At 66.2% G+C, this 17,879-nt stretch carries 13 protein-coding genes; 7 read left to right on the forward strand and 6 right to left on the reverse strand.

From position 1 onward, the window contains the following. The first annotated feature begins 51 nt into the window (after window positions 1-51). Window positions 52-1,281 carry a nucleoside recognition domain-containing protein gene (locus UIB01_RS00980; RefSeq protein ID WP_038656015.1) on the forward strand — a complete coding sequence of 410 codons (1,230 nt, stop codon included), beginning with the start codon at window positions 52-54 and terminating at the stop codon, window positions 1,279-1,281. Between the two features lie 130 nt (window positions 1,282-1,411). Here the strand turns inward: UIB01_RS00980 and UIB01_RS00985 are convergent, their stop codons facing one another. Beyond that, window positions 1,412-3,964 carry a TRAP transporter permease gene (locus UIB01_RS00985; protein WP_038656017.1) on the reverse strand — a complete coding sequence of 851 codons (2,553 nt, stop codon included), beginning with the start codon at window positions 3,962-3,964 and terminating at the stop codon, window positions 1,412-1,414. Window positions 3,965-4,085: 121 nt separating this feature from the next. Beyond that, entirely contained in the window at window positions 4,086-5,051 is a 966-nt protein-coding gene (locus UIB01_RS00990; RefSeq protein ID WP_038656019.1) for a TAXI family TRAP transporter solute-binding subunit, read from the reverse strand. A 501-nt stretch (window positions 5,052-5,552) separates the two neighbouring features. Here UIB01_RS00990 and UIB01_RS00995 point away from each other — a divergent pair. Beyond that, window positions 5,553-7,481 (forward strand): sensor domain-containing diguanylate cyclase, encoded by a 1,929-nt coding sequence (locus UIB01_RS00995; RefSeq protein WP_038656021.1) that lies wholly within the window; start codon window positions 5,553-5,555, stop codon window positions 7,479-7,481. Here UIB01_RS00995 and tctE read toward each other — a convergent pair. Both tctE and tctD read right to left on the reverse strand, forming a co-directional pair. Then, the gene (gene tctE, locus UIB01_RS01000; protein WP_038656023.1) at window positions 7,462-8,862 is read right to left on the reverse strand and encodes a sensor histidine kinase; all 1,401 of its coding nucleotides are present in this window, start codon (window positions 8,860-8,862) and stop codon (window positions 7,462-7,464) included. The two genes, UIB01_RS00995 and tctE, sit on opposite strands and share 20 nt — an antisense overlap. Then, window positions 8,855-9,526 (reverse strand): response regulator, encoded by a 672-nt coding sequence (gene tctD, locus UIB01_RS01005; protein ID WP_038656025.1) that lies wholly within the window; start codon window positions 9,524-9,526, stop codon window positions 8,855-8,857. The genes tctE and tctD overlap by 8 nt, the downstream gene beginning before the upstream one ends. Before the next feature lie 181 nt (window positions 9,527-9,707). On the opposite strand from tctD, the gene UIB01_RS01010 reads away from it, so the two are divergent. The 5 genes from UIB01_RS01010 (at window position 9,708) to UIB01_RS01030 (ending at window position 15,046) form a co-directional block, all read left to right on the forward strand. Then, on the forward strand, window positions 9,708-10,970 hold the full coding sequence (locus UIB01_RS01010; RefSeq protein WP_038656027.1) for an OprD family porin: 1,263 nt from the start codon (window positions 9,708-9,710) through the stop codon (window positions 10,968-10,970). Window positions 10,971-11,003: 33 nt separating this feature from the next. Next, window positions 11,004-11,978: a tripartite tricarboxylate transporter substrate binding protein gene (locus UIB01_RS01015; RefSeq protein WP_038656029.1), complete on the forward strand. Its 975-nt coding sequence runs from the start codon at window positions 11,004-11,006 to the stop codon at window positions 11,976-11,978. Between the two features lie 78 nt (window positions 11,979-12,056). After that, window positions 12,057-12,500, forward strand: a complete 444-nt coding sequence (locus UIB01_RS01020; protein WP_015275220.1) for a tripartite tricarboxylate transporter TctB family protein — start codon at window positions 12,057-12,059, stop codon at window positions 12,498-12,500. A 1-nt stretch (window position 12,501) separates the two neighbouring features. Beyond that, on the forward strand, window positions 12,502-14,016 hold the full coding sequence (locus UIB01_RS01025; protein ID WP_038656031.1) for a tripartite tricarboxylate transporter permease: 1,515 nt from the start codon (window positions 12,502-12,504) through the stop codon (window positions 14,014-14,016). 1 nt (window position 14,017) lies between these two features. Continuing rightward, a complete protein-coding gene (locus tag UIB01_RS01030) occupies window positions 14,018-15,046 on the forward strand; it encodes an AbrB family transcriptional regulator (RefSeq protein ID WP_038656033.1) in 1,029 nt (342 codons plus the stop codon). Here UIB01_RS01030 and UIB01_RS01035 read toward each other — a convergent pair. Both UIB01_RS01035 and UIB01_RS01040 read right to left on the reverse strand, forming a co-directional pair. After that, the gene (locus UIB01_RS01035) at window positions 15,043-16,728 is read right to left on the reverse strand and encodes a Na/Pi cotransporter family protein (protein ID WP_038656035.1); all 1,686 of its coding nucleotides are present in this window, start codon (window positions 16,726-16,728) and stop codon (window positions 15,043-15,045) included. The two genes, UIB01_RS01030 and UIB01_RS01035, sit on opposite strands and share 4 nt — an antisense overlap. Window positions 16,729-16,864: 136 nt before the next feature. After that, the gene (locus tag UIB01_RS01040) at window positions 16,865-17,761 is read right to left on the reverse strand and encodes a cache domain-containing protein (RefSeq protein ID WP_038656038.1); all 897 of its coding nucleotides are present in this window, start codon (window positions 17,759-17,761) and stop codon (window positions 16,865-16,867) included. Window positions 17,762-17,879 lie beyond the last annotated feature (118 nt).

Here is a 17,879-nt window from a genome sequence, read left to right on the forward strand (position 1 = left end):
CCCGCACGCTCGCACCGCTATCATCGCGTCCAGCTTTGATGGGAGAACAACATGCTCAACGGCCTCTGGCTGGGCTTTTTCCTGGTCGCCGCGGTGGCTGCCCTGGGGCGCTGGCTGATCGGTGGCGATCCCGCAGTGTTCGCTGCGCTGGTGGAGAGCCTGTTCGCCATGGCGAAACTGGCCGTGGAAGTGATGATCGTGCTGTTTGGTACGCTGACGCTCTGGCTTGGATTTCTGCGCATTGCCGAGAAGGCCGGGCTGATCGAGCTGCTGGCGCGCCTGCTCGGGCCGTTGTTCCGCCGCCTGATGCCGGAAGTGCCGGCCGGCCATCCGGCGCTGGGGCTGATCACGCTCAATTTCGCCGCCAACGGCCTCGGGCTGGATAACGCTGCCACGCCAATCGGACTCAAGGCGATGCGCGCGCTGCAGGAGCTCAATCCGCTGCCGAGCGTCGCCAGCAACGCGCAGATCCTCTTTCTGGTGCTCAACACTTCCTCGTTGACCCTGTTGCCTGTGTCGATCTTCATGTATCGCGTGCAGCAGGGCGCGGATGATCCGACCCTAGTGTTTCTGCCGATCCTGCTGGCCACCAGTGCCTCTTCCCTGGCGGGCCTGCTGGCTGTTGCGCTGATGCAGCGGTTGCGATTGTGGGACCCCGTGGTGCTGGCCTACTTCATCCCTGGCGCGTTGCTGCTCGGTGGCTTCATGGCGCTGCTCGCCGGGCTGTCGGCGACGGCGCTGGCCTCGCTTTCTTCGTTGCTGGGCAACCTGACCCTGTTCGGGCTGATCATCGCTTTTCTGGTCGTCGGCGCGCTGCGCAGGGTGCCGGTGTACGAGGCCTTCGTCGAAGGGGCGAAGGAGGGCTTCGATGTGGCCAAGAGCCTCCTGCCGTATCTGATCGCCATGCTTTGCGCCATTGGTGCCTTGCGTGCCTCCGGCGCGCTGGATTTCGGCCTGGAAGGCATTCGCTGGCTGGTCGAGGCGCTGGGCTGGGATACGCGCTTCGTCGATGCCTTGCCCACTGCGCTGGTCAAGCCGTTCTCCGGCAGTGCGGCGCGGGCGATGCTGATCGAAACCATGCAGAGTCAGGGCGTGGACAGCTTCCCCGCGCTGGTGGCGGCGACGGTGCAGGGCAGTACCGAAACCACCTTCTATGTGCTGGCGGTGTATTTCGGTGCGGTCGGCATCCAGCGGGCGCGTCACGCGGTGGGCTGTGCGCTGGTGGCGGATCTGGCGGGAATCATCGCTGCGATCAGCGTGTGCTACTGGTTCTTCGGCTAAGCGACTGGACGCCAGGACTGCGCCGCCCAGCTCGCTGCGGCGCTAGTCAGCGATAGCGTTGTCCGGACAAAGAAAAACCCCGGCCACGCTTGTGCATGGCCGGGGTTTCAGGCGCCTGGCGCCGACGGGTTCAGCGCTGCCGGCGTCGTCGCTGCATCCACACGATCAGCGCGAACAGCAGGAAGCCCGGAGCCCACATCAGCTCCTTCGGCCAGCGATCAGTCGGTGCGCGCACCGAGAGGATCTGCTGATCGAACTCAAGGCCGGCCTCGGCCGCCGGGCTGCCGAAGGTGACGCTGTCGACCAGCAGCTTGCCGTCCTCTTCGTAGGTCATCAGGCCGATCTTCTCCAGCTTCTCCTCGCCGGAAGCGCCGTCCGGAATCGCCAGCAACAGCACAAACTCCCGCGGATCGCCCACGGCATCCTCGCCCAGCACGCGCAGGCGCAGCTGGCTGTCCTGGTCGACGTTGCCCAGGGCCTCGACCAGCTGCGCTGGCGGAATCTCCTGGTAAGGGTCGTGGATCATGTCCATCCAGAAGCCCGGGCGGAACAACGTGAAGGCGACCAGCAACAGCAGCAGGCTTTCGTACCAGCGGCTGCGCACCAGGAAGTAGCCCTGGGTGCCGGCGGCGAACACCAGCATGGCGATGGTCGCCACGATAAAGATCAGCACGCCGTGCCAGAAGTCCACGCCGATCAGCAGCAGATCGGTGTTGAAGATGAACAGGAACGGCAAGGCCGCGGTGCGCAGGCTGTAGTAGAAGGCCGTCACCCCGGTCCGGATCGGATCGCCCTTGGACACCGCCGCCGCGGCGAACGAGGCCAGACCCACCGGCGGCGTGACGTCGGCCATGATGCCGAAGTAGAAGACGAACAGATGCACCGCGATCAGCGGCACGATCAGGCCGTTCTGTTGACCCAGGGATACGATCACCGGCGCCAGCAGGCTGGAGACCACGATGTAGTTCGCGGTGGTCGGCAGGCCCATGCCGAGGATCAGGCTGAGGAAGGCGGTGAGCAGCAGCATCAGCAGCAGGTTGCCCATCGACAGCAGCTCGACCAGATCGGCCAGCACCAGGCCAACCCCGGTCTGCGACACGGCACCGACGATGATGCCGGCTGCAGCAGTGGCGATACCGATGCCGATCATGTTGCGTGCACCGGCGATCAGCCCCTCACGCAGGTCGATCACGCCGTCGAGGAAGGTGCCGTCGCGATGGCTGCGATCATGGCGCATCCACGACAGCAGCGGGCGCTGGGTCAGCAGGATGATCACCAGCATTACCGAACCCCAGAAGGCCGAGAGGCCGGGCGACAGGCGCTCGATCATCAGGCACCAGACCAGCACCACCACCGGCAGCAGAAAATGCAGGCCGGAAAGCAGTACCGGACGGGTTTCCGGCAGCTTTTCCAGCGGCATGTTCGGGTCTTCATGGGGTAGCGGCGGGTTGCTCGCCGCGATCTTCAGCAGGCCGAGGTAGACCAGCGCCAGCAGCGCGCCGATCACCCACAGCGCCGAGTCGCCGAGCAATGGCTTGAGCCAGCCGAGGCCGTAATAGACGCCCAGGGACAAGCCGGATATCAGCGCGGCGCCGAAGGCGAAGCCGATCAGCCGCTGCATCCAGGGTTTGGCCACGTTGGCCCGCGGTAGGGCCTGCAAGCCGAGTTTCATCGACTCCAGATGGACGATGTAGATCAGCGCGATGTAGGAGATCAGTGCTGGCAGGAAGGCATGCTTGATCACCTCGACATAGGGAATGCCGACGTACTCGACCATCAGGAATGCCGCCGCACCCATCACTGGCGGCATGATCTGGCCGTTGACCGAGGAGGCTACCTCCACCGCGCCGGCCTTTTCCGCCGAGAAGCCGGTGCGCTTCATCATCGGGATGGTGAAGGTGCCGGTGGTCACCACGTTGGCGATCGACGAGCCGGAGATCAGGCCGGTCATGCCGGAGGCCACCACCGCTGCCTTGGCCGGGCCGCCGCGGAAATGCCCGAGCATGCTGAAGGCCAGCTGGATGAAATAATGGCCGGCGCCAGCACGCTCGAGCAGGGCGCCGAACAGTACGAAGAGAAAGACGAAGCTGGTGGAGACACCCAGCGCGATGCCGAAGACGCCTTCGGTGGTGATCCACTGGTGGTTGGCCAGGGCGGTGAAGCTGACGCCGCGATGCGCCAGCAGGCCGGGCATCCAGGGGCCGGCGACGCTGTAGACGAGAAACACCAGGGCGATGATTGCCAAGGGTGGGCCGAGGGCACGGCGCGTGGCTTCCAGCAGCAGGGGAATACCGATGCAGGCAGTCACCAGATCCATGGTGGTCAGGTTGCCGGGGCGCTGCGCCAGCTGCGAATAGGCGATGAACAGGTAGGCGGCACTGGCCGCGGCCACCAGGCCCAGGGCGATGTCGCCCAGCGGCACGCGATCACGCGGTGAGCGTTTGAATGCGGGGTAGGCGAGAAACGCCAGCAACAGGGCGAAAGCCAGGTGAATCGAGCGAGTCTCGGTGTCGTTCAGTACGCCGAAGCCGAGAACGAACGGCAGCGGCGAGGCGATCCACAGCTGGAACAGCGACCAGAGCAGCGCAAGCCCGGCGATTACCGCGGCCATCGGCCCGGCGGGCGTGCGCGCACCGACATCCTGGGCGATCAGTTCCTCGGTGGACAGTTGTTTGTCTTGCATGAAATGAGGCCTGTTTTTTCAGGTAACGGAACCGCGAAAACCCGTGGCCATCCGGCGCACGGGTTCTCAGCGAGGCATCGCAACGATCAGGGCCGCCTAAGCGACGCAGCCCCGGCGAGCCTTACAACCAGCCGCGTTCCTTGTAGTAACGCTCGGCACCTTCATGCAGAGGCGCGCTCAGGCCGACTTCGATCATCTCTTCCGGCTTGAGGTCCTTGAACGCCGGGTGCAGACGCTGGAAGCGCTCGATGTTCTCGAATACCGACTTGACCAGCTGATAGACCACTTCGGCATCGACCTTGGAGGTGGTGGACAGCACGGCCTTGCCGCCGATGGACTGGGTCGCCTGGTCGTTGCCCTTGTACAGGCCACCGGGAATCTCGGCCTTGGTGTAGTAGCTGCGCTCTTCGAGCAGCTTGTCGATCTCCGGGCCGGTGATCGGCACCAGAACCGCGTCGGTGGTGGTGGTGGCTTCCTGGATCGCGCCATTGGGGTGACCGACGAAGTAGGTCATGGCATCGATGTTGTTGTCGCCCAGTGCGCTGGCCTGCTCGGCCGGCTTCAGCTCGGCGGCCAGGGAGAACACCGACTTGTCCCAGCCCTTGACCTTCATGATCTCTTCGAGGGTGTCGCGCTGACCCGAACCAGGGTTGCCGATATTGACGCGCTTGCCCTTGAGGTCGTCGAGGCCCTTGATGTTGGCGCTGCGGCGGGCGAGTACGGTGAAGACTTCACTCTGCAGGGAGAACACCGCGCGGATGTCGTCCATCTTGCCTTCTTTCTCGAAGGGCGTGACGCCTTCCATTGCCTTGTACTGGTGGTCGGACTGCATGATGCCGAAGTTGAATTCGCCACTGCGCAGGCCGTTGACGTTGGCTACGCCGCCGCCGCTGGCCGGCGCGTTGCACTTGATGTTTTCCGCATTGCGGTTGACGAAGCGGCAGATCGATTGCCCGGCCACGTAATAAACGCCGGTCTGGCCGCCTGTGCCGATGGTGACGAACTTCTCTTGCGCCTGTGCCACTGTGCTCAGGCCGGTTCCCGCCAGAGCAGCGGTAAAGATCCATGCCAAGGATTTGCCTTTCATGGATGCACTCCTTTTTGGTTGTTTTCGGATTCCCGGGCATCCCTTGTGAGTCTGCGCGGAATTTGAGTCTAGCAGGCGCCCGGCTTGGGAACAGCCCGGAGCTTACGGACCCGCCGTACCGCTCCGTTAGTTACCGCGCCCATTGCTAGGACCGGATCGTCTGGAAGTGGTTGCGTGGAGCCCCGCATATTGCGCTGTCCCAGGCCTGCCCTTGGAGTCCTTCATGTACAGGACTGTTTCCCTTCACAAGCGTCGGAGAGACAGGCCAAGGCGTGCGGCTCTGGCACTACGTGACCGGCGTCGCCCTGCTCGCCGATGGCCTGCGCGAACTGGTTCAGCAGTTCTGGGCGCGCCGTCGAGGCTGACGCAGCAGCCTGTCGGCCATACAGGACAGGTCGATATCAAAGTGTCATCATTGCGCAAAAATCTGCGCAACTTAATGGCGCCGGTTACCTGGCGCTGCGGCGCCGGACTGTGATGGCCCGAGCGAGGCAGCCAACGATGATGCGCTTCCTTCTGTTGCTGATAGTCAGCGTACTGCTGTTGCCTTGGTCAACCGGTACGGCGACCGCTGGCGCCTCGCCGGTGCTGCAGACGCGCGGCGCGTCCGCATTGCAGGCCGGCACGGTGCAATACCTGCTCGGCATGCCCACGGCGGATTTCAGGGAGATCGCTGCGACTGAACGGGACTGGCAGCTGCTGAGCAAGCCCAATCTCGGCAAGCAGCGCGACGGCGCCTGGCTGCGCTTCACCCTGCACAATCGTGCCGATCGCGCCCAGCGCTGGTATCTGCTGCTGAAATGGCCGGTGCTCGACCGTGTCGCGGTGCGCCTGCACTACCCGGATAGCGGTCGCTGGGGCACTCCCATGCTGGCTGGCGACGCCCTGGCGCTGAGCGCACGGCCACTGGCCGATCATCACTTCGTCTATCCGCTCGAGCTGCCGCCGGACGAACTGGTGGTGGTCTACATGCAGGTGCAGGCCAGAGAAACTCTGGCGCTGCCGCTGGAGCTGATCGACGAGAAGCAGCTGATCGAGGGCAAGCTGCGCGATGTCACCCTGATCAGCCTGTTCTTTGGCGGCATCCTGGTGATCGTGCTGTACAACTGCAGCCTGCTGATCTTCACCCGCGACCGCAGTTATTTTCTCTACGTGCTCTATCTGTTGAGCGCCGTGTTCTACGTGCTGACCATCACCGGCTTCGGTCAGCTCTACCTGTGGCCGGAAATTCCTGCGCTGTCGGCGCGTTTCTATGGGCTCTCCGCGGCGCTGTGCTTCCTCACGCCGATGCTCTTCGCCCTGCGCTTTCTCGGCATCCGACGCTACGGCGGCTGGGTCTGGGCGGTGTCCATCACGCTGACCTGCTACTGGGGGCTGGTCACCCTGGCCATCCTGCTGGCGCCGACGCTGGCGCGCTACCTGTTCATGGAAACCGTCGCGTTGCTGCATTGCGTGGTGACCATGGCGGTCACGCTCAACCTGTGGATGCGCGGCAACCCGTCCGCACGGCTGTTCAGCATCGCCTGGAGCACCTTGCTGGTGTTCACGGTGATCAATCTCTTGGCACTCAACGGCACCCTGCCGCTCAATGCCTGGACGCTGAATGGCCAGCTGATCGGCATGTTCACCGAGTTCGTGCTGCTGTCCATGGCGCTGGCCGAACGCATTAACGTAGAGCGCAATCGGCGTATCGCCGCGCAGCAGCTGGCGCTGCAGGCCTCGGAATCGCTTGCCGAAGAGCGCGCCCTGCATCTGCAGGCCAAGCAGGAGGCGTTGGATCTGCAGCTGCACGCCAACGAGGTACTGGAAGCGCGGGTCTTCGAACGTACCCGAGCCCTGGAAGACGTCCGGTGCGGCCTGGAGGCTGCCAATGCCGAGCTGATGCGCCTGAGCACCACCGACCCGCTGACCCAGCTGGCAAACCGTCGCCGCTTCGATCGGTTGCTGGAGGAGGAGATCCGACGCGCCCGGCGCAACGGCAGCCCGCTATCGGTATTGCTCGCCGATATCGACCACTTCAAGCGGGTGAATGACAGCTACGGCCATCCGTTCGGCGACGAGTGCCTGCGGCAGGTCGCGGCAGTGCTTGCCGCGCATTGCCAGCGCGCCGGCGATGTGGCGGCGCGTTATGGCGGCGAGGAGTTCGTCGTGTTGCTGCCGGGCGCCGGCCGCCAGCAGGCGGTCGCCCTGGCCGAGCTGATTCGTTGCGGTATCGCAAATTTGCAGCTGCAACACGGCGAGCAGCCGGTCCCACTGACCATCAGCCTTGGCGTCGCAACGCTGGCGACGCCGCTCGAGTCGCCTGATGAATTGCTGGCTGCCGCGGATGCCGCGCTCTACCAGGCCAAGCACCAGGGGCGCAATCAGGTGGTGCTGGCTGATGACCTCGTCAGTGACGCCTGGTCGGACTTCAGTTCTCAGCCGGTATGAAGCGCACCCGCACCAGCAGGCCGCCGAGCGCGCCCTGATCGAGGCTGATCTCGGCCCGATGGGCACGAACGATCTCGCCGACGATGGCCAGCCCCAGGCCGGCGCCATGGCCGCTGGTGTCGCGGCGATAGAAGCGGGCAAAGACGCGATCGCGCTCGGCGACCGGAATGCCAGGGCCGTCGTCCTCCACCTCCAGCACGGCGCCGTCGAGCACCCGCAGCACCACGTTGCCGCCGTTCAAGGTATGCGCCAGCGCGTTGTCCAGCAGGTTGCTCAGCAGCTCGCTGATCAGCGTCGGCTCGCCGTCGATCCACACCGGCGCCTCGGCTTCCAGGGCCAGCGCAACGCCGCGCTTGTGCGCCAGCGCCGCCATCGCCAGACCCAGCTCGCGGGCCAGCTGCGAAAGATCCAGGCGCTGCGCACCACCCTCGGCGATGGATTGCGCACCGCTTTCGATGCGCGCCAGCGAGAGCAGCTGATTGGCCAAGTGGATGACCTTGTCGGTGCTCTGCCCGGCGTCCTCCAGGGTGCTGCGCCAGGCGGCGGGATCGGCGTCGCGCAGGCCCAGCTCGATGCGCGCCTTGAGTGCCGCCAGCGGCGTGCGCAGCTCGTGGGAGGCGTCGGCGATGAAGCGTGCCTGGCGTTCGAACTGGCCGCGCAGGCGTTCGGTGAAGCCGTTGAGCGCGACCACCAGCGGGCGCAGCTCGCGCTGCACGCTGACCAGCGGCAGCGGCCGCAGATCGTCCGGTGCGCGTTCCTGCACCGCCTCGCTGAGCCGGCCCAGCGGCCGCAGCGCGGCACTCACCGCCAGCCATACCAGCAGCAGCGCGGCGACGGCCATCAGCCCGACCCGCCACAGGGTATCCGTGAGCAGGCTGCGCGCCATACGTTCGCGGGCGCCGAGGGTTTCGGCCACGCGGATCTCGGCGATGCCGTTGAGCTCCGGTTCGCTGACCGGCTGCAGCAGGCTCACCAGGCGCACGCCCTGGCCTTGGAATTCGCCATCGTAGAAGCGCGCCAGGGCCGGGTAATCGTCGGTGCGCGGGGTGTCGGTGGCAGGGCCGGGCAGGTTCTCGTAGCCGCTGACCAGGCGCCCCTGGATGTCCAGCACCCCGTAGTAGATGCGTCCGGCGCTGTCATAGGCGAAGGTGTCGAGCGCCACGTAGGGCACGTTGGCGCGCAGCACACCCTCGTGAGTGACCAGGCCGTCGGCGATGGCTCGGGCAGAGGCGAGCAGGGTGCGGTCGTAGGCGGTATCGGCAGCGGCGCGGCCGTTCCAGTAGGCGCTCCAGCCGCTGACCAGCAGCAGCAGCGCGAGCAGGATCGCCAGCCGGCGCAACAGCCGCGCGCGCAGGCTGCCGGCGACCTCCGGCTCAGCCATCGAGCGCCTCGAGCATGTAGCCCAGGCCGCGGAAGGTGACGATGCGCACCGGCTGGCCTTCTAGCTTCTTGCGCAGGCGGTAGACATAGATCTCGATGGCGTCGGCGCTGGCGTCCTCGTCCAGGCCGAACACCTGGGCGGCCAGCTGGTCCTTGCTCATCACCCGGCCAGGACGGGCGATCAGTGCCTCGAGCACGCTCTGTTCGCGGGAGGTCAGGGTCAACGGCTCGTCGGCCAGGCTGAAGCGCCGCGCATCCAGGTCGTAGACCAACACACCGCAACGCTGCTGGCGCTCGCCGCCGCCGACGCTGCGTCGCAGCAGCGCCTTGACCCGCGCCTCCAGCTCGGACAGCTCGAACGGCTTGGCAAGGTAATCGTCGGCACCGAGATTGAGGCCGTGCACGCGGTCGCTGACCTCGCCGCGTGCGGTGAGCATCAGCACCGGCAGCGTCTTGCCGCGCCCGCGCAGGCGCGCCAGCACCTGGAAGCCATCCAGCCGCGGCAGCCCGACGTCGAGAATCGCCAGCGCATAGTCCTCGCTGGCCAGCGCCAGGTCGGCGGCGATGCCATCGTGCAACAGGTCCACAGTCCAGCCGGCGCCACGCAGCGCCTGCGCCACGCTCGCGGCCAGCTGGGGGTGATCCTCGACCAGAAGAATCCGCATTGCCTGTCCTCTGCCATTGCGACGGGGCGCCAGTGTAGCGGCAGACGGCAAGAGTCGCCGCAGGCTTTCGACGCTGAAAGGCTGGCGAAAGCTTGACCCCATAGGATCGCTTACAGGTGGCTCGATCCACCTCGCGCGGCGCATGCGCCGTCACAACAAAAACAATAGTGGAGATACCCCGATGCTGACTGCCGTCAGACGCTCACCCGCTCCTGCTCGTCTCGCTCTCGCCGTTGCCGCCGCCTCGCTGGCGCCTTGCGCCCAGGCCGCGTTCATCGAAGACAGCAGTGCAACCCTGCAGACCCACAACATCTACCTGAACCGCGATTTCCGCGAAGGCACCGCCCAGTCCAAGCGCGAAGAGTGGACCCAGGGCTTCATCCTCGACGTGCAGTCCGGCTTCACCGAAGGCACCGTCGGCGTTGGCCTCGATGCCATGGGCATGCTCGGCATCAAGCTGGATTCCGGCGGTGGCCGCGCCGGCACTGACCTCTTGCCCGTGCAGGACGACGGCGGCACCCCGGACGAGTTCAGCCGCCTGGGCCTGACCGCCAAGGCCAAGATCGCCGAGACCGAGCTGCGCTATGGCTCGCACATCCCGGAGATGCCGGTGGTCAAGGCCAGCGACAGCCGCACGCTGCCGCAGGTGTTCGAAGGCGGCACCGCCACCTCCAAGGACATCGAAGGCCTGACGCTGATCGGCGGGCGCCTGGACAAGGTCATCGACCGCGCCTCGACCAACTCCCAGGACTTGCAGCTGAACAACAAGAACAGCCGCTTCGCTGGCGCTGCCGAGGCCGATCACCTGACCTTTGCCGGTGCCGAATACGCCTTCAACAAGAACCTCACCGGCCGCTACTACTACGGCGAGCTGGATGACGTGTACCGCCAGCATTTCTTCGGCCTGCTGGCGGTCAAGCCGCTGACCGACAACTCCGCGCTGAGCGCCGACCTGCGCGTGATGCTCAGCGACGATAGCGGCGCGGCCAATGCCGGCAAGATCGACAACCAGGCCTGGAACGGCATGCTGGGTTACAGCCTCGGCGGGCACAAGGTCAGCCTCGGCTACCAGCAGATGCGCGGCGACACCGGCTATGCCTACATCGATGGCAGCGATCCGTTCCTGGTCAACTTCGTGCAGATCAACGACTTCGCCAATGCCGACGAGCGCTCCTGGCAGGCCCGTTACGACTACAACTTCGCCGCCATGGGCATCCCCGGCCTGACCTTCCTGACCCGTTACGTTTCCGGCGACAACGCCGAATACAACGGCGGCAGCAACGGCAGCGAGTGGGAACGCGACATCGAGCTGAAGTACGTGGTGCAGAGCGGCCCGCTGAAAAACGTCGCGGTGCGCATGCGCAACGCCATGTTCCGCTCCGATTTCGCCCGCGATGCCGACGAGAACCGTCTGATCGTCAGCTACAGCCTGCCGATCTGGTAAACCCGGACCACAATAAGAACAGAGGACCCACCCATGAAAACCAGACTCAGCCGTATCGCCCTGCTGTCGTCCTGCCTGCTGCTCTCCAGCCAGCTGCTGGCCGAACCCAAGCGCCCCGAGTGCATCGCCCCGGCCAAGCCCGGCGGCGGTTTCGACCTGACCTGCAAGCTGGCGCAGAGCGGTCTGAAGGACGGCGGCCTGCTCAAGGCGCCGATGCGCGTCACCTACATGCCCGGCGGCGTCGGTGCGGTGGCCTACAACGCCGTGGTCGCCCAGCGTGCAGCGGAGGCGGGGACCATCACCGCCTTTTCCAGCGGCTCGCTGCTCAACCTCGCGCAAGGCAAGTTCGGTCGCTATGACGAAACCGCCGTGCGCTGGCTGGCCGCGGTCGGCACCGACTACGGCGCGATCTCGGTGCGTGCCGATGCGCCTTACCAGAACCTCGACGACCTCATCGCCGCGGTGAAGAAGGACCCGGGCAGCGTGGTGTTCGGCGCCGGCGCCACCATCGGTGGGCAGGACTGGATGCAGACCGCACTGATCGCCCGCGCCGCCGGGGTCGATCCGCAGAAGCTGCGCTATGTCGCCTTCGAGGGCGGAGGCGAGACGCTCACCGCCATGCTCGGCGGCCATGTGCAGGTCACCTCCAGCGGCCTCGGCGAAGTCACCCCGCAGCTCGACGCCGGCAAGATCCGCATCCTCGCCGTGCTCTCCGACGAGCGCCTGCCGGGCAAGCTGAACGGCATTCCCACCGCCAAGGAGCAGGGCTACGACATCAGCTGGCCGGTGATTCGCGGCTTCTACATGGGCCCGGAAGTCTCCGACGACGACTTCAACTGGTGGAAGAGCCAGTTCGACACGCTGCTTGGTGACGAGGACTTCGCCAAGCTGCGCGAGCAGCGCGACCTGTTCCCGCTGTCGATGACCGGCGATGAGCTGAAAGCCTTCGTCGAGAAGCAGGTGCAGGACTACAAGGCACTGGCCGGCGAGTTCGGTCTGGTCAAGTAACGCAAACCGGCCCGCGCCCGCGGGTCGTACGGCTGGCCCGGCAGCTGCCGGGTTGCCGAATCCCTGAGGTATCCCGTCATGTACGTACGTGTCTTCGCCGCGGTGTGGCTGCTCGCCTGCGCCGGCCTCGCCCTGCTCGCCTGGGGCTTCGAGGCGCCCTTCGCCTACGACCCGGTCGGGCCGCGCGCCTATCCGCTGCTGCTGCTGTTTCTGATGTTTTGCGGCGCGCTGTGGTTGCTGATCAAGCCGCACGGCGAGCCGACGCCGGCGTTCGATCGTGCCAAGGCCCAGCGGGCGGTGCTCTGCGTGCTGGCGCTGCTGACCTATGCGCTGCTGTTCGAAATCCTCGGTTTCGTCATCAGCACTGCCCTGGCCGGCTTCGCCCTTGGCCTGCTGTTCAACGGTCGCCTGTGGCCCAGCCTGATCAGCGGCGCGCTGCTTGGCGTGCTGCTCTACGGGCTGTTCGATTACCTGCTGGACGTGCCGCTGCCGCTTGGCCTGCTGCGTCTGCTGGAGAGCTGAAATGGAAACACTGAATTTCTTGATGCAGGGCTTCGACGTCGCCACCCGGCCGACCAACCTGCTGGTGGCGCTGTTCGGTACCTTCGTCGGCACCATCGTCGGCCTCTTGCCGGGCCTCGGCCCGATCAACGGCGTGGCACTGCTGCTGCCGCTGGCCTTCGCCCTCGGCCTGCCGCCGGAAACTGCGCTGATCCTGCTCGCTGCGGTGTACCTGGGCTGCGAGTACGGCGGCCGCATCTCCGCCATCCTGCTCAACGTTCCCGGTGACGCCGCGGCGGTAATGACCACCCTCGACGGCTACCCGCTGGCGCGCCAGGGCAAGGCGGGCATCGCCCTGTCGCTGTCGGCGGTCAGTTCGTTCGTCGGCAGCATCATCGCCACCTGCGGCGTGGTGCTGTTCGCCCCGTTGCTGGCCAAGTGGGCGGTGGCCTTCGGCCCGGCGGAATACTTCGTGCTGATGATCTTCGCCATCGCCTGCCTCGGCGGCATGGTCGGCGACAAGCCGGTGAAGACCCTGATGGCCGCGCTGATGGGCCTGGCCCTGGCCACCGTCGGTGTCGATTCAACCACCGGCGTGTACCGCTTCACCTTCGGCAGCGTCAGCCTGTCCGACGGCATCCAGTTCGTCATCGTGGTGATCGGCTTCTTCAGCGTCAGCGAGATCCTCTTGATGCTGGAAAAGACCCACAGTGGGCAGAAGGCGGTCAAGGCCAGCGGCCGGCTGCTGTTCAACTTCAAGGAGTTCTGCCTCACCTTCTGGACCATGGTGCGCAGCGCCGTGGCCGGCTTCGTCATCGGCACCCTGCCGGGCGCCGGGGCGACCATTGCCAGCGCCATGACCTACATGAGCGAGAAGCGCATGGCCGGTGACAAGGGCAGCTTCGGCGACGGCGACCTGCGCGGCCTGGCGGCACCGGAAGCGGCCAACAACGCCTCGGCCTGCGGTTCGCTGATCCCCATGCTGACCCTCGGCGTGCCGGGTTCTGGCACCACTGCGGTGATGATCGGCGCGCTGACGCTGTACAACATCACCCCCGGCCCGCTGCTGTTCGAACAGCAGCCGGACGTGGTCTGGGGCCTGATCGCCTCGCTGTTCATCGGCAACGTGATCCTCTTGATCATGAACATTCCGCTGGTCGGCCTGTTCTCGCGCATGCTCAGCGTGCCGAACTGGGTGCTGGTACCGACGATCACGGTGATCAGCATGGTCGGCGTGTATTCGGTGCATAGCACGGTGTTCGATCTGGTGCTGATGGTCGGCCTCGGCGTGTTCGGCTACCTCTTGCGCAAGCTGGACTTCCCGCTCTCGGCGCTGATTCTCGGCTTCGTCCTCGGCGAGATGATGGAAGACAACCTGCGCCGCGCGCTGTCGATCTCCAACGGCGAGCTGGGCATTCTCTACGGCAGCCCGATCACCCTGGCACTGTGGGGGCTGACCGTGGCGATGCTGGCCATGCCGGGGCTGCGCTGGTACCTCAAGCGTCGTCGCGGTAACGCGGTCGAGGCACAGGCCTGATATGCACCAGCGGCTGCCGGCCTGGTGGGCGACGCCGCTGATCGGTGCGTTCGGCGGCTGGCTGGCGAGCCTGGCCAACTGGCCGTTGCCGTGGATGGTCGGCTCGCTGCTGGCGGTGATCGCCGTGCGCTGCAGCGGCTGGCTGGTGAGCGAGGTGCCGCGCGGCCGGCAGGTGGGGCAGTGGATCGTCGCCAGCGCCATCGGCCTGCATTTCACCGGTGAGGTGATGCGCGAGGTGCTGGCGCACTTCGGCGTGATCCTCGCCGGCGCTGTCGGCACCCTGCTGCTGGGGCTGATTGGCATCTTCATCCTGCTGCGCAGCGGCAGCGACCGTGCCACCGCGTTCTTCGCCAGCATGCCGGGTGGCGCCAGCGAGATGGTGGTGCTGGCCAACCGGCACCGGGCCGAGGCGGCCAGCGTGGCAGCGGCGCACAGCCTGCGCCTGCTGCTGGTGGTGCTGATCGTGCCGGCGCTGTTCACCTGGGGCCTGCCGACGATCGCGGCACCGCCTGCGGCCCCGGTGAGCTGGCCCTGGCTAGCCGTGCTGCTGCCGGCCGGCGGTCTGCTGGCGCTGCTCTGGAAGCGTCTCGGCCAGCCCAACCCCTGGATGCTCGGTCCGTTGACCGCCTGCGCGCTGGCCAGTGTGGCGTTCGACCTGCATATCGGCCTGCCGGGCTGGGCCGGCGCGCTCGGCCAGTGGCTGATCGGCTGTTCGCTGGCCTGCCATTTCGATCGGCCGTTCTTTCGCAGTGCGCCGGCCTTCCTGTTGCGCATCCTACTGTTCACCCTGCTGGCCATGCTGGTCGCTGCCGCGCTGGGCGGCGCGCTGGGTTGGCTGACGGCGCTGGACGAGGTGTCGCTGATGCTCGGCATGATGCCCGGCGGCATCACCGAGCTGTGCCTGACCGCCGAAGCCCTTCAGCTGTCGGTGGCGCTGGTCACCGCGGTGCAGGTACTCAGGCTGTTTCTGGTGATGTTCCTCGCCGAGCCGTTGTTCCGGGCGTGGCAGCGGCGAAGCCCGCCGCGTTAGGCCGGCTTGCCCGGCAGATGCTGCTCGTTGGCAGTGACATGGCGTGGATTGTCTGTCGAGACGCGTGGCTTGCTACCGCCCGTGCCTTCCAGCGCCGGATAGGCCGCGCTGCAGAACAGCGAGTTCAGGCGCTTCATGTCGGCGATCAGCTCCAGGTGTGCGGCGCTGGTCTCGATGCTTTCCACCACCTGCCGGTGCAGGCGCTGCACGTGGGAATGCGCCAGCTCGCGCTCCAGCTTGCGGAACTGCCGCTTCTGCTGCAACAGCTGCCGCGCGCTGTGGGAATCGCCGGAGATGAACACCGACAACCCTAGTTGCAGGTTGGTGGTGAGCTGGCCGTGCAGCTGGCCAAGCTCTTCCAGCCCGCTATCGGAGAACGAGCGGCGCTTGGCGGTCTTGAGGTTCTGCACCTTGCTCGCCATGTGCTCGATGATGTCGCCGGCCTGCTCTAGGTTGATCGCCAGCTCGATGATCTCCGCCCAGCGCCGGCCCTCCTGCTCGGCCAGGTCTTCGCGGGGCATCTGCGCCAGGTAGAGCTTGACCCCGCTGTAGAGCGCATCGACATCGTCGTCCAGGCGGCGGATCTCCTCGCCGGGCTCAGGCCGATCGTCGCGCAGCACCTCCAGCAGGCGCGCCAGCATCAATTCCACCATATCGCCGATGCGCAGGGTTTCGCGGACCGCGTTGGCCAGCGCCAGGCTTGGGGTTTCCAGCGCCGCGAGGTCGAGGTGTCGCGGCTGCGCCACGCCGTTATCCAGCGCGCGCTCCGGTAGCAGGTATTCGCATAGCCGGCTCATCGGCTGCACGGTGGGTAGCAGGATCAGGCAGCGCAGGCTGTTGTAGACCAGATGGAAGCCGATCACCTGGGTCTGGGCGCTGTAGCCCAGGCCGTCCATCCAGGCCACCAGCGGGACGAGAAAGGGCAGCACGATGAGCCCAGCCAGCTTGTACAGCAGATTGCCCAGCGCTACGCGGCGCGCCGTGGCCGGCTGCAGGCTGGCGTTGAACCAGGCGAGCAGGCCGCTGCCAATGTTGGCGCCGATCACCAGACCGAGCGCCACGGGCAGGCTGATCAGGCCGGCACCGGCCAGCGTCGAGGTCAGCAGCACCGCGGCCAGGCTGGAATACGACAGCACGGCGAACAGCGCACCCACCAGCACCGCGAGCAGGGTGTCGCCGGCCAGCGAGGAGAACAGCACCTGCATGCCGCGCGCCTCGGTGATCGGCTCGGCGGCTTGCACGATCAACTGCAGGGCGAGAATGATCAGGCCAAGGCCGATCAGCACGCGACCGAGCTGACCGATGCGGCTCTGTTTGCGCGAGAGAAACAGGCAGACGCCGAGCAGCGTCAGCAGCGGCGACAGCCAGGAAAGATCGAGGGTCAGCACACGAGCCATCAGCGCGGTGCCGACATCCGCGCCGAGCATGATCGCCAGCGCAGTGGGCAGCGCCATCAGGCCTTGGGCAACGAAGGAGATGGCCAGCAGCGCGGTGGCGTTGCTGCTCTGCACCAGCGCCGTAACACCGATGCCGGCGCCGAAGGCCAGCGGCGCATTGCCCATGCTCTGGCCGAGCGCCCGTCGCAGGTGCGAGCCATACACCCGCATGATCCCGGTACGCACGATATGCGTACCCCAGACCAGCAGGGCGATGGACGACAACAGGTGCAACAGGGTCAGCATCGGTCGGGCTCCTGCCTCATCGAGCAGCAACGACGAAAGTCTGCGTCACAAGGACGCAGATCTTCACCGGGGATACTCGATTGACCCTGGCCCGCCGGCCCCGTTCACCGAACCGTCACAAACCCTGCGAGTGCCCTCAGGGGCGGGTGTAGTAGCCCACGCCCAGCAGCACGTCGTCGACCCGCTGGATCAGCGTGTGCTTCTGCTCGACCGCGTTGGTCGCCGGATTGCGCCAGACGTAGTCGACGCTGCCGGAGCCCTGCTTGCGGGCCAGCTCGATCATTTCCTTGAACAGCGGCTTGCCGGCGGCATCATTGACGTTGCGCACATCGACCCCCACCAGGTTCGGCGAGCTGCCGCTGGCGCGATAGCGACCGTCGTCCAGACCGATGACGAAGACGTACTCGTCGTTGAAGACGAAGCCGCCACGCGGATCGTTGAAGTTGCGGAAGGCTGCCTCGGCGCCCTTGTCCTTGACCTGCTGCACGGCGCGCTCGAGCAGCGCCTTGGCATGCTCGGCGGTGGCGCGCGGAATGTAATAGCCGACGCAGAGCACGTGGTCGCCGACCTTGCGGAACTGGCTGAGCTTGTTCTCGACCTTGTTGTCGGCGGGGTTGAGCCACTGGTACTCGACCTCGCCGCTGTCCTGCTTGGCCGACTTGTCGAGAATTTCGCGCATGAACGATTTGCCGGCGGCATCCTTGAGCTCAGCGACGTTCAGTCCGACCAAGCTGGCGGAAGGGCCGCTGCTGGCCTGCATGGTGCCGTCCTCGCCGAGCACGAAGATGTAGTACTGGCCGTGAACGAATTCGCCGTTGCGGTCGTTGAAGGCGGCCAGTGCCTGCTCCGGGCCCTTGGCCTGGAAGGTCAACACGGCGCTGTCGAGCAGGGCGCGTGCCTGGCTGGCGTGGCTGCGCTCCACCGAGCCGAGCGTCCGCTGCTGGGCTGGCTCCTGTGCGTGCAGCAGCAGCGGCACGGCGCCCAGCGTGGCAGATAGAGAAAGGGCGAGCAGCTTCTTGCGGTTCCGGTTCATGAACGACTCCTGACCTGATGGCGGGCGACGTAGCGGTCGCCCCGTAGCCCCATGCTAGGCAGCCGCGGCGCAATTGATATTGGTCGAGAGAAGCAAAAGGGCAGGGCGAAAGGAGGAG

Source organism: Stutzerimonas decontaminans (genome assembly GCF_000661915.1).
In the GTDB taxonomy this organism is placed as follows: domain Bacteria; phylum Pseudomonadota; class Gammaproteobacteria; order Pseudomonadales; family Pseudomonadaceae; genus Stutzerimonas; species Stutzerimonas decontaminans.

What these genes read in the sequence shown, in the direction of transcription:
- UIB01_RS00980 (WP_038656015.1), top strand. Translation starts at nt 52, where the DNA reads ATGCTCAACGGCCTCTGGCTGGGCTTTTTCCTGGTCGCCGCGGTGGCT.
- UIB01_RS00985 (WP_038656017.1), bottom strand. Translation starts at nt 3,964, where the DNA reads ATGCAAGACAAACAACTGTCCACCGAGGAACTGATCGCCCAGGATGTC.
- UIB01_RS00990 (WP_038656019.1), bottom strand. Translation starts at nt 5,051, where the DNA reads ATGAAAGGCAAATCCTTGGCATGGATCTTTACCGCTGCTCTGGCGGGA.
- UIB01_RS00995 (WP_038656021.1), top strand. Translation starts at nt 5,553, where the DNA reads ATGATGCGCTTCCTTCTGTTGCTGATAGTCAGCGTACTGCTGTTGCCT.
- tctE (WP_038656023.1), bottom strand. Translation starts at nt 8,862, where the DNA reads ATGGCTGAGCCGGAGGTCGCCGGCAGCCTGCGCGCGCGGCTGTTGCGC.
- tctD (WP_038656025.1), bottom strand. Translation starts at nt 9,526, where the DNA reads ATGCGGATTCTTCTGGTCGAGGATCACCCCCAGCTGGCCGCGAGCGTG.
- UIB01_RS01010 (WP_038656027.1), top strand. Translation starts at nt 9,708, where the DNA reads ATGCTGACTGCCGTCAGACGCTCACCCGCTCCTGCTCGTCTCGCTCTC.
- UIB01_RS01015 (WP_038656029.1), top strand. Translation starts at nt 11,004, where the DNA reads ATGAAAACCAGACTCAGCCGTATCGCCCTGCTGTCGTCCTGCCTGCTG.
- UIB01_RS01020 (WP_015275220.1), top strand. Translation starts at nt 12,057, where the DNA reads ATGTACGTACGTGTCTTCGCCGCGGTGTGGCTGCTCGCCTGCGCCGGC.
- UIB01_RS01025 (WP_038656031.1), top strand. Translation starts at nt 12,502, where the DNA reads ATGGAAACACTGAATTTCTTGATGCAGGGCTTCGACGTCGCCACCCGG.
- UIB01_RS01030 (WP_038656033.1), top strand. Translation starts at nt 14,018, where the DNA reads ATGCACCAGCGGCTGCCGGCCTGGTGGGCGACGCCGCTGATCGGTGCG.
- UIB01_RS01035 (WP_038656035.1), bottom strand. Translation starts at nt 16,728, where the DNA reads ATGCTGACCCTGTTGCACCTGTTGTCGTCCATCGCCCTGCTGGTCTGG.
- UIB01_RS01040 (WP_038656038.1), bottom strand. Translation starts at nt 17,761, where the DNA reads ATGAACCGGAACCGCAAGAAGCTGCTCGCCCTTTCTCTATCTGCCACG.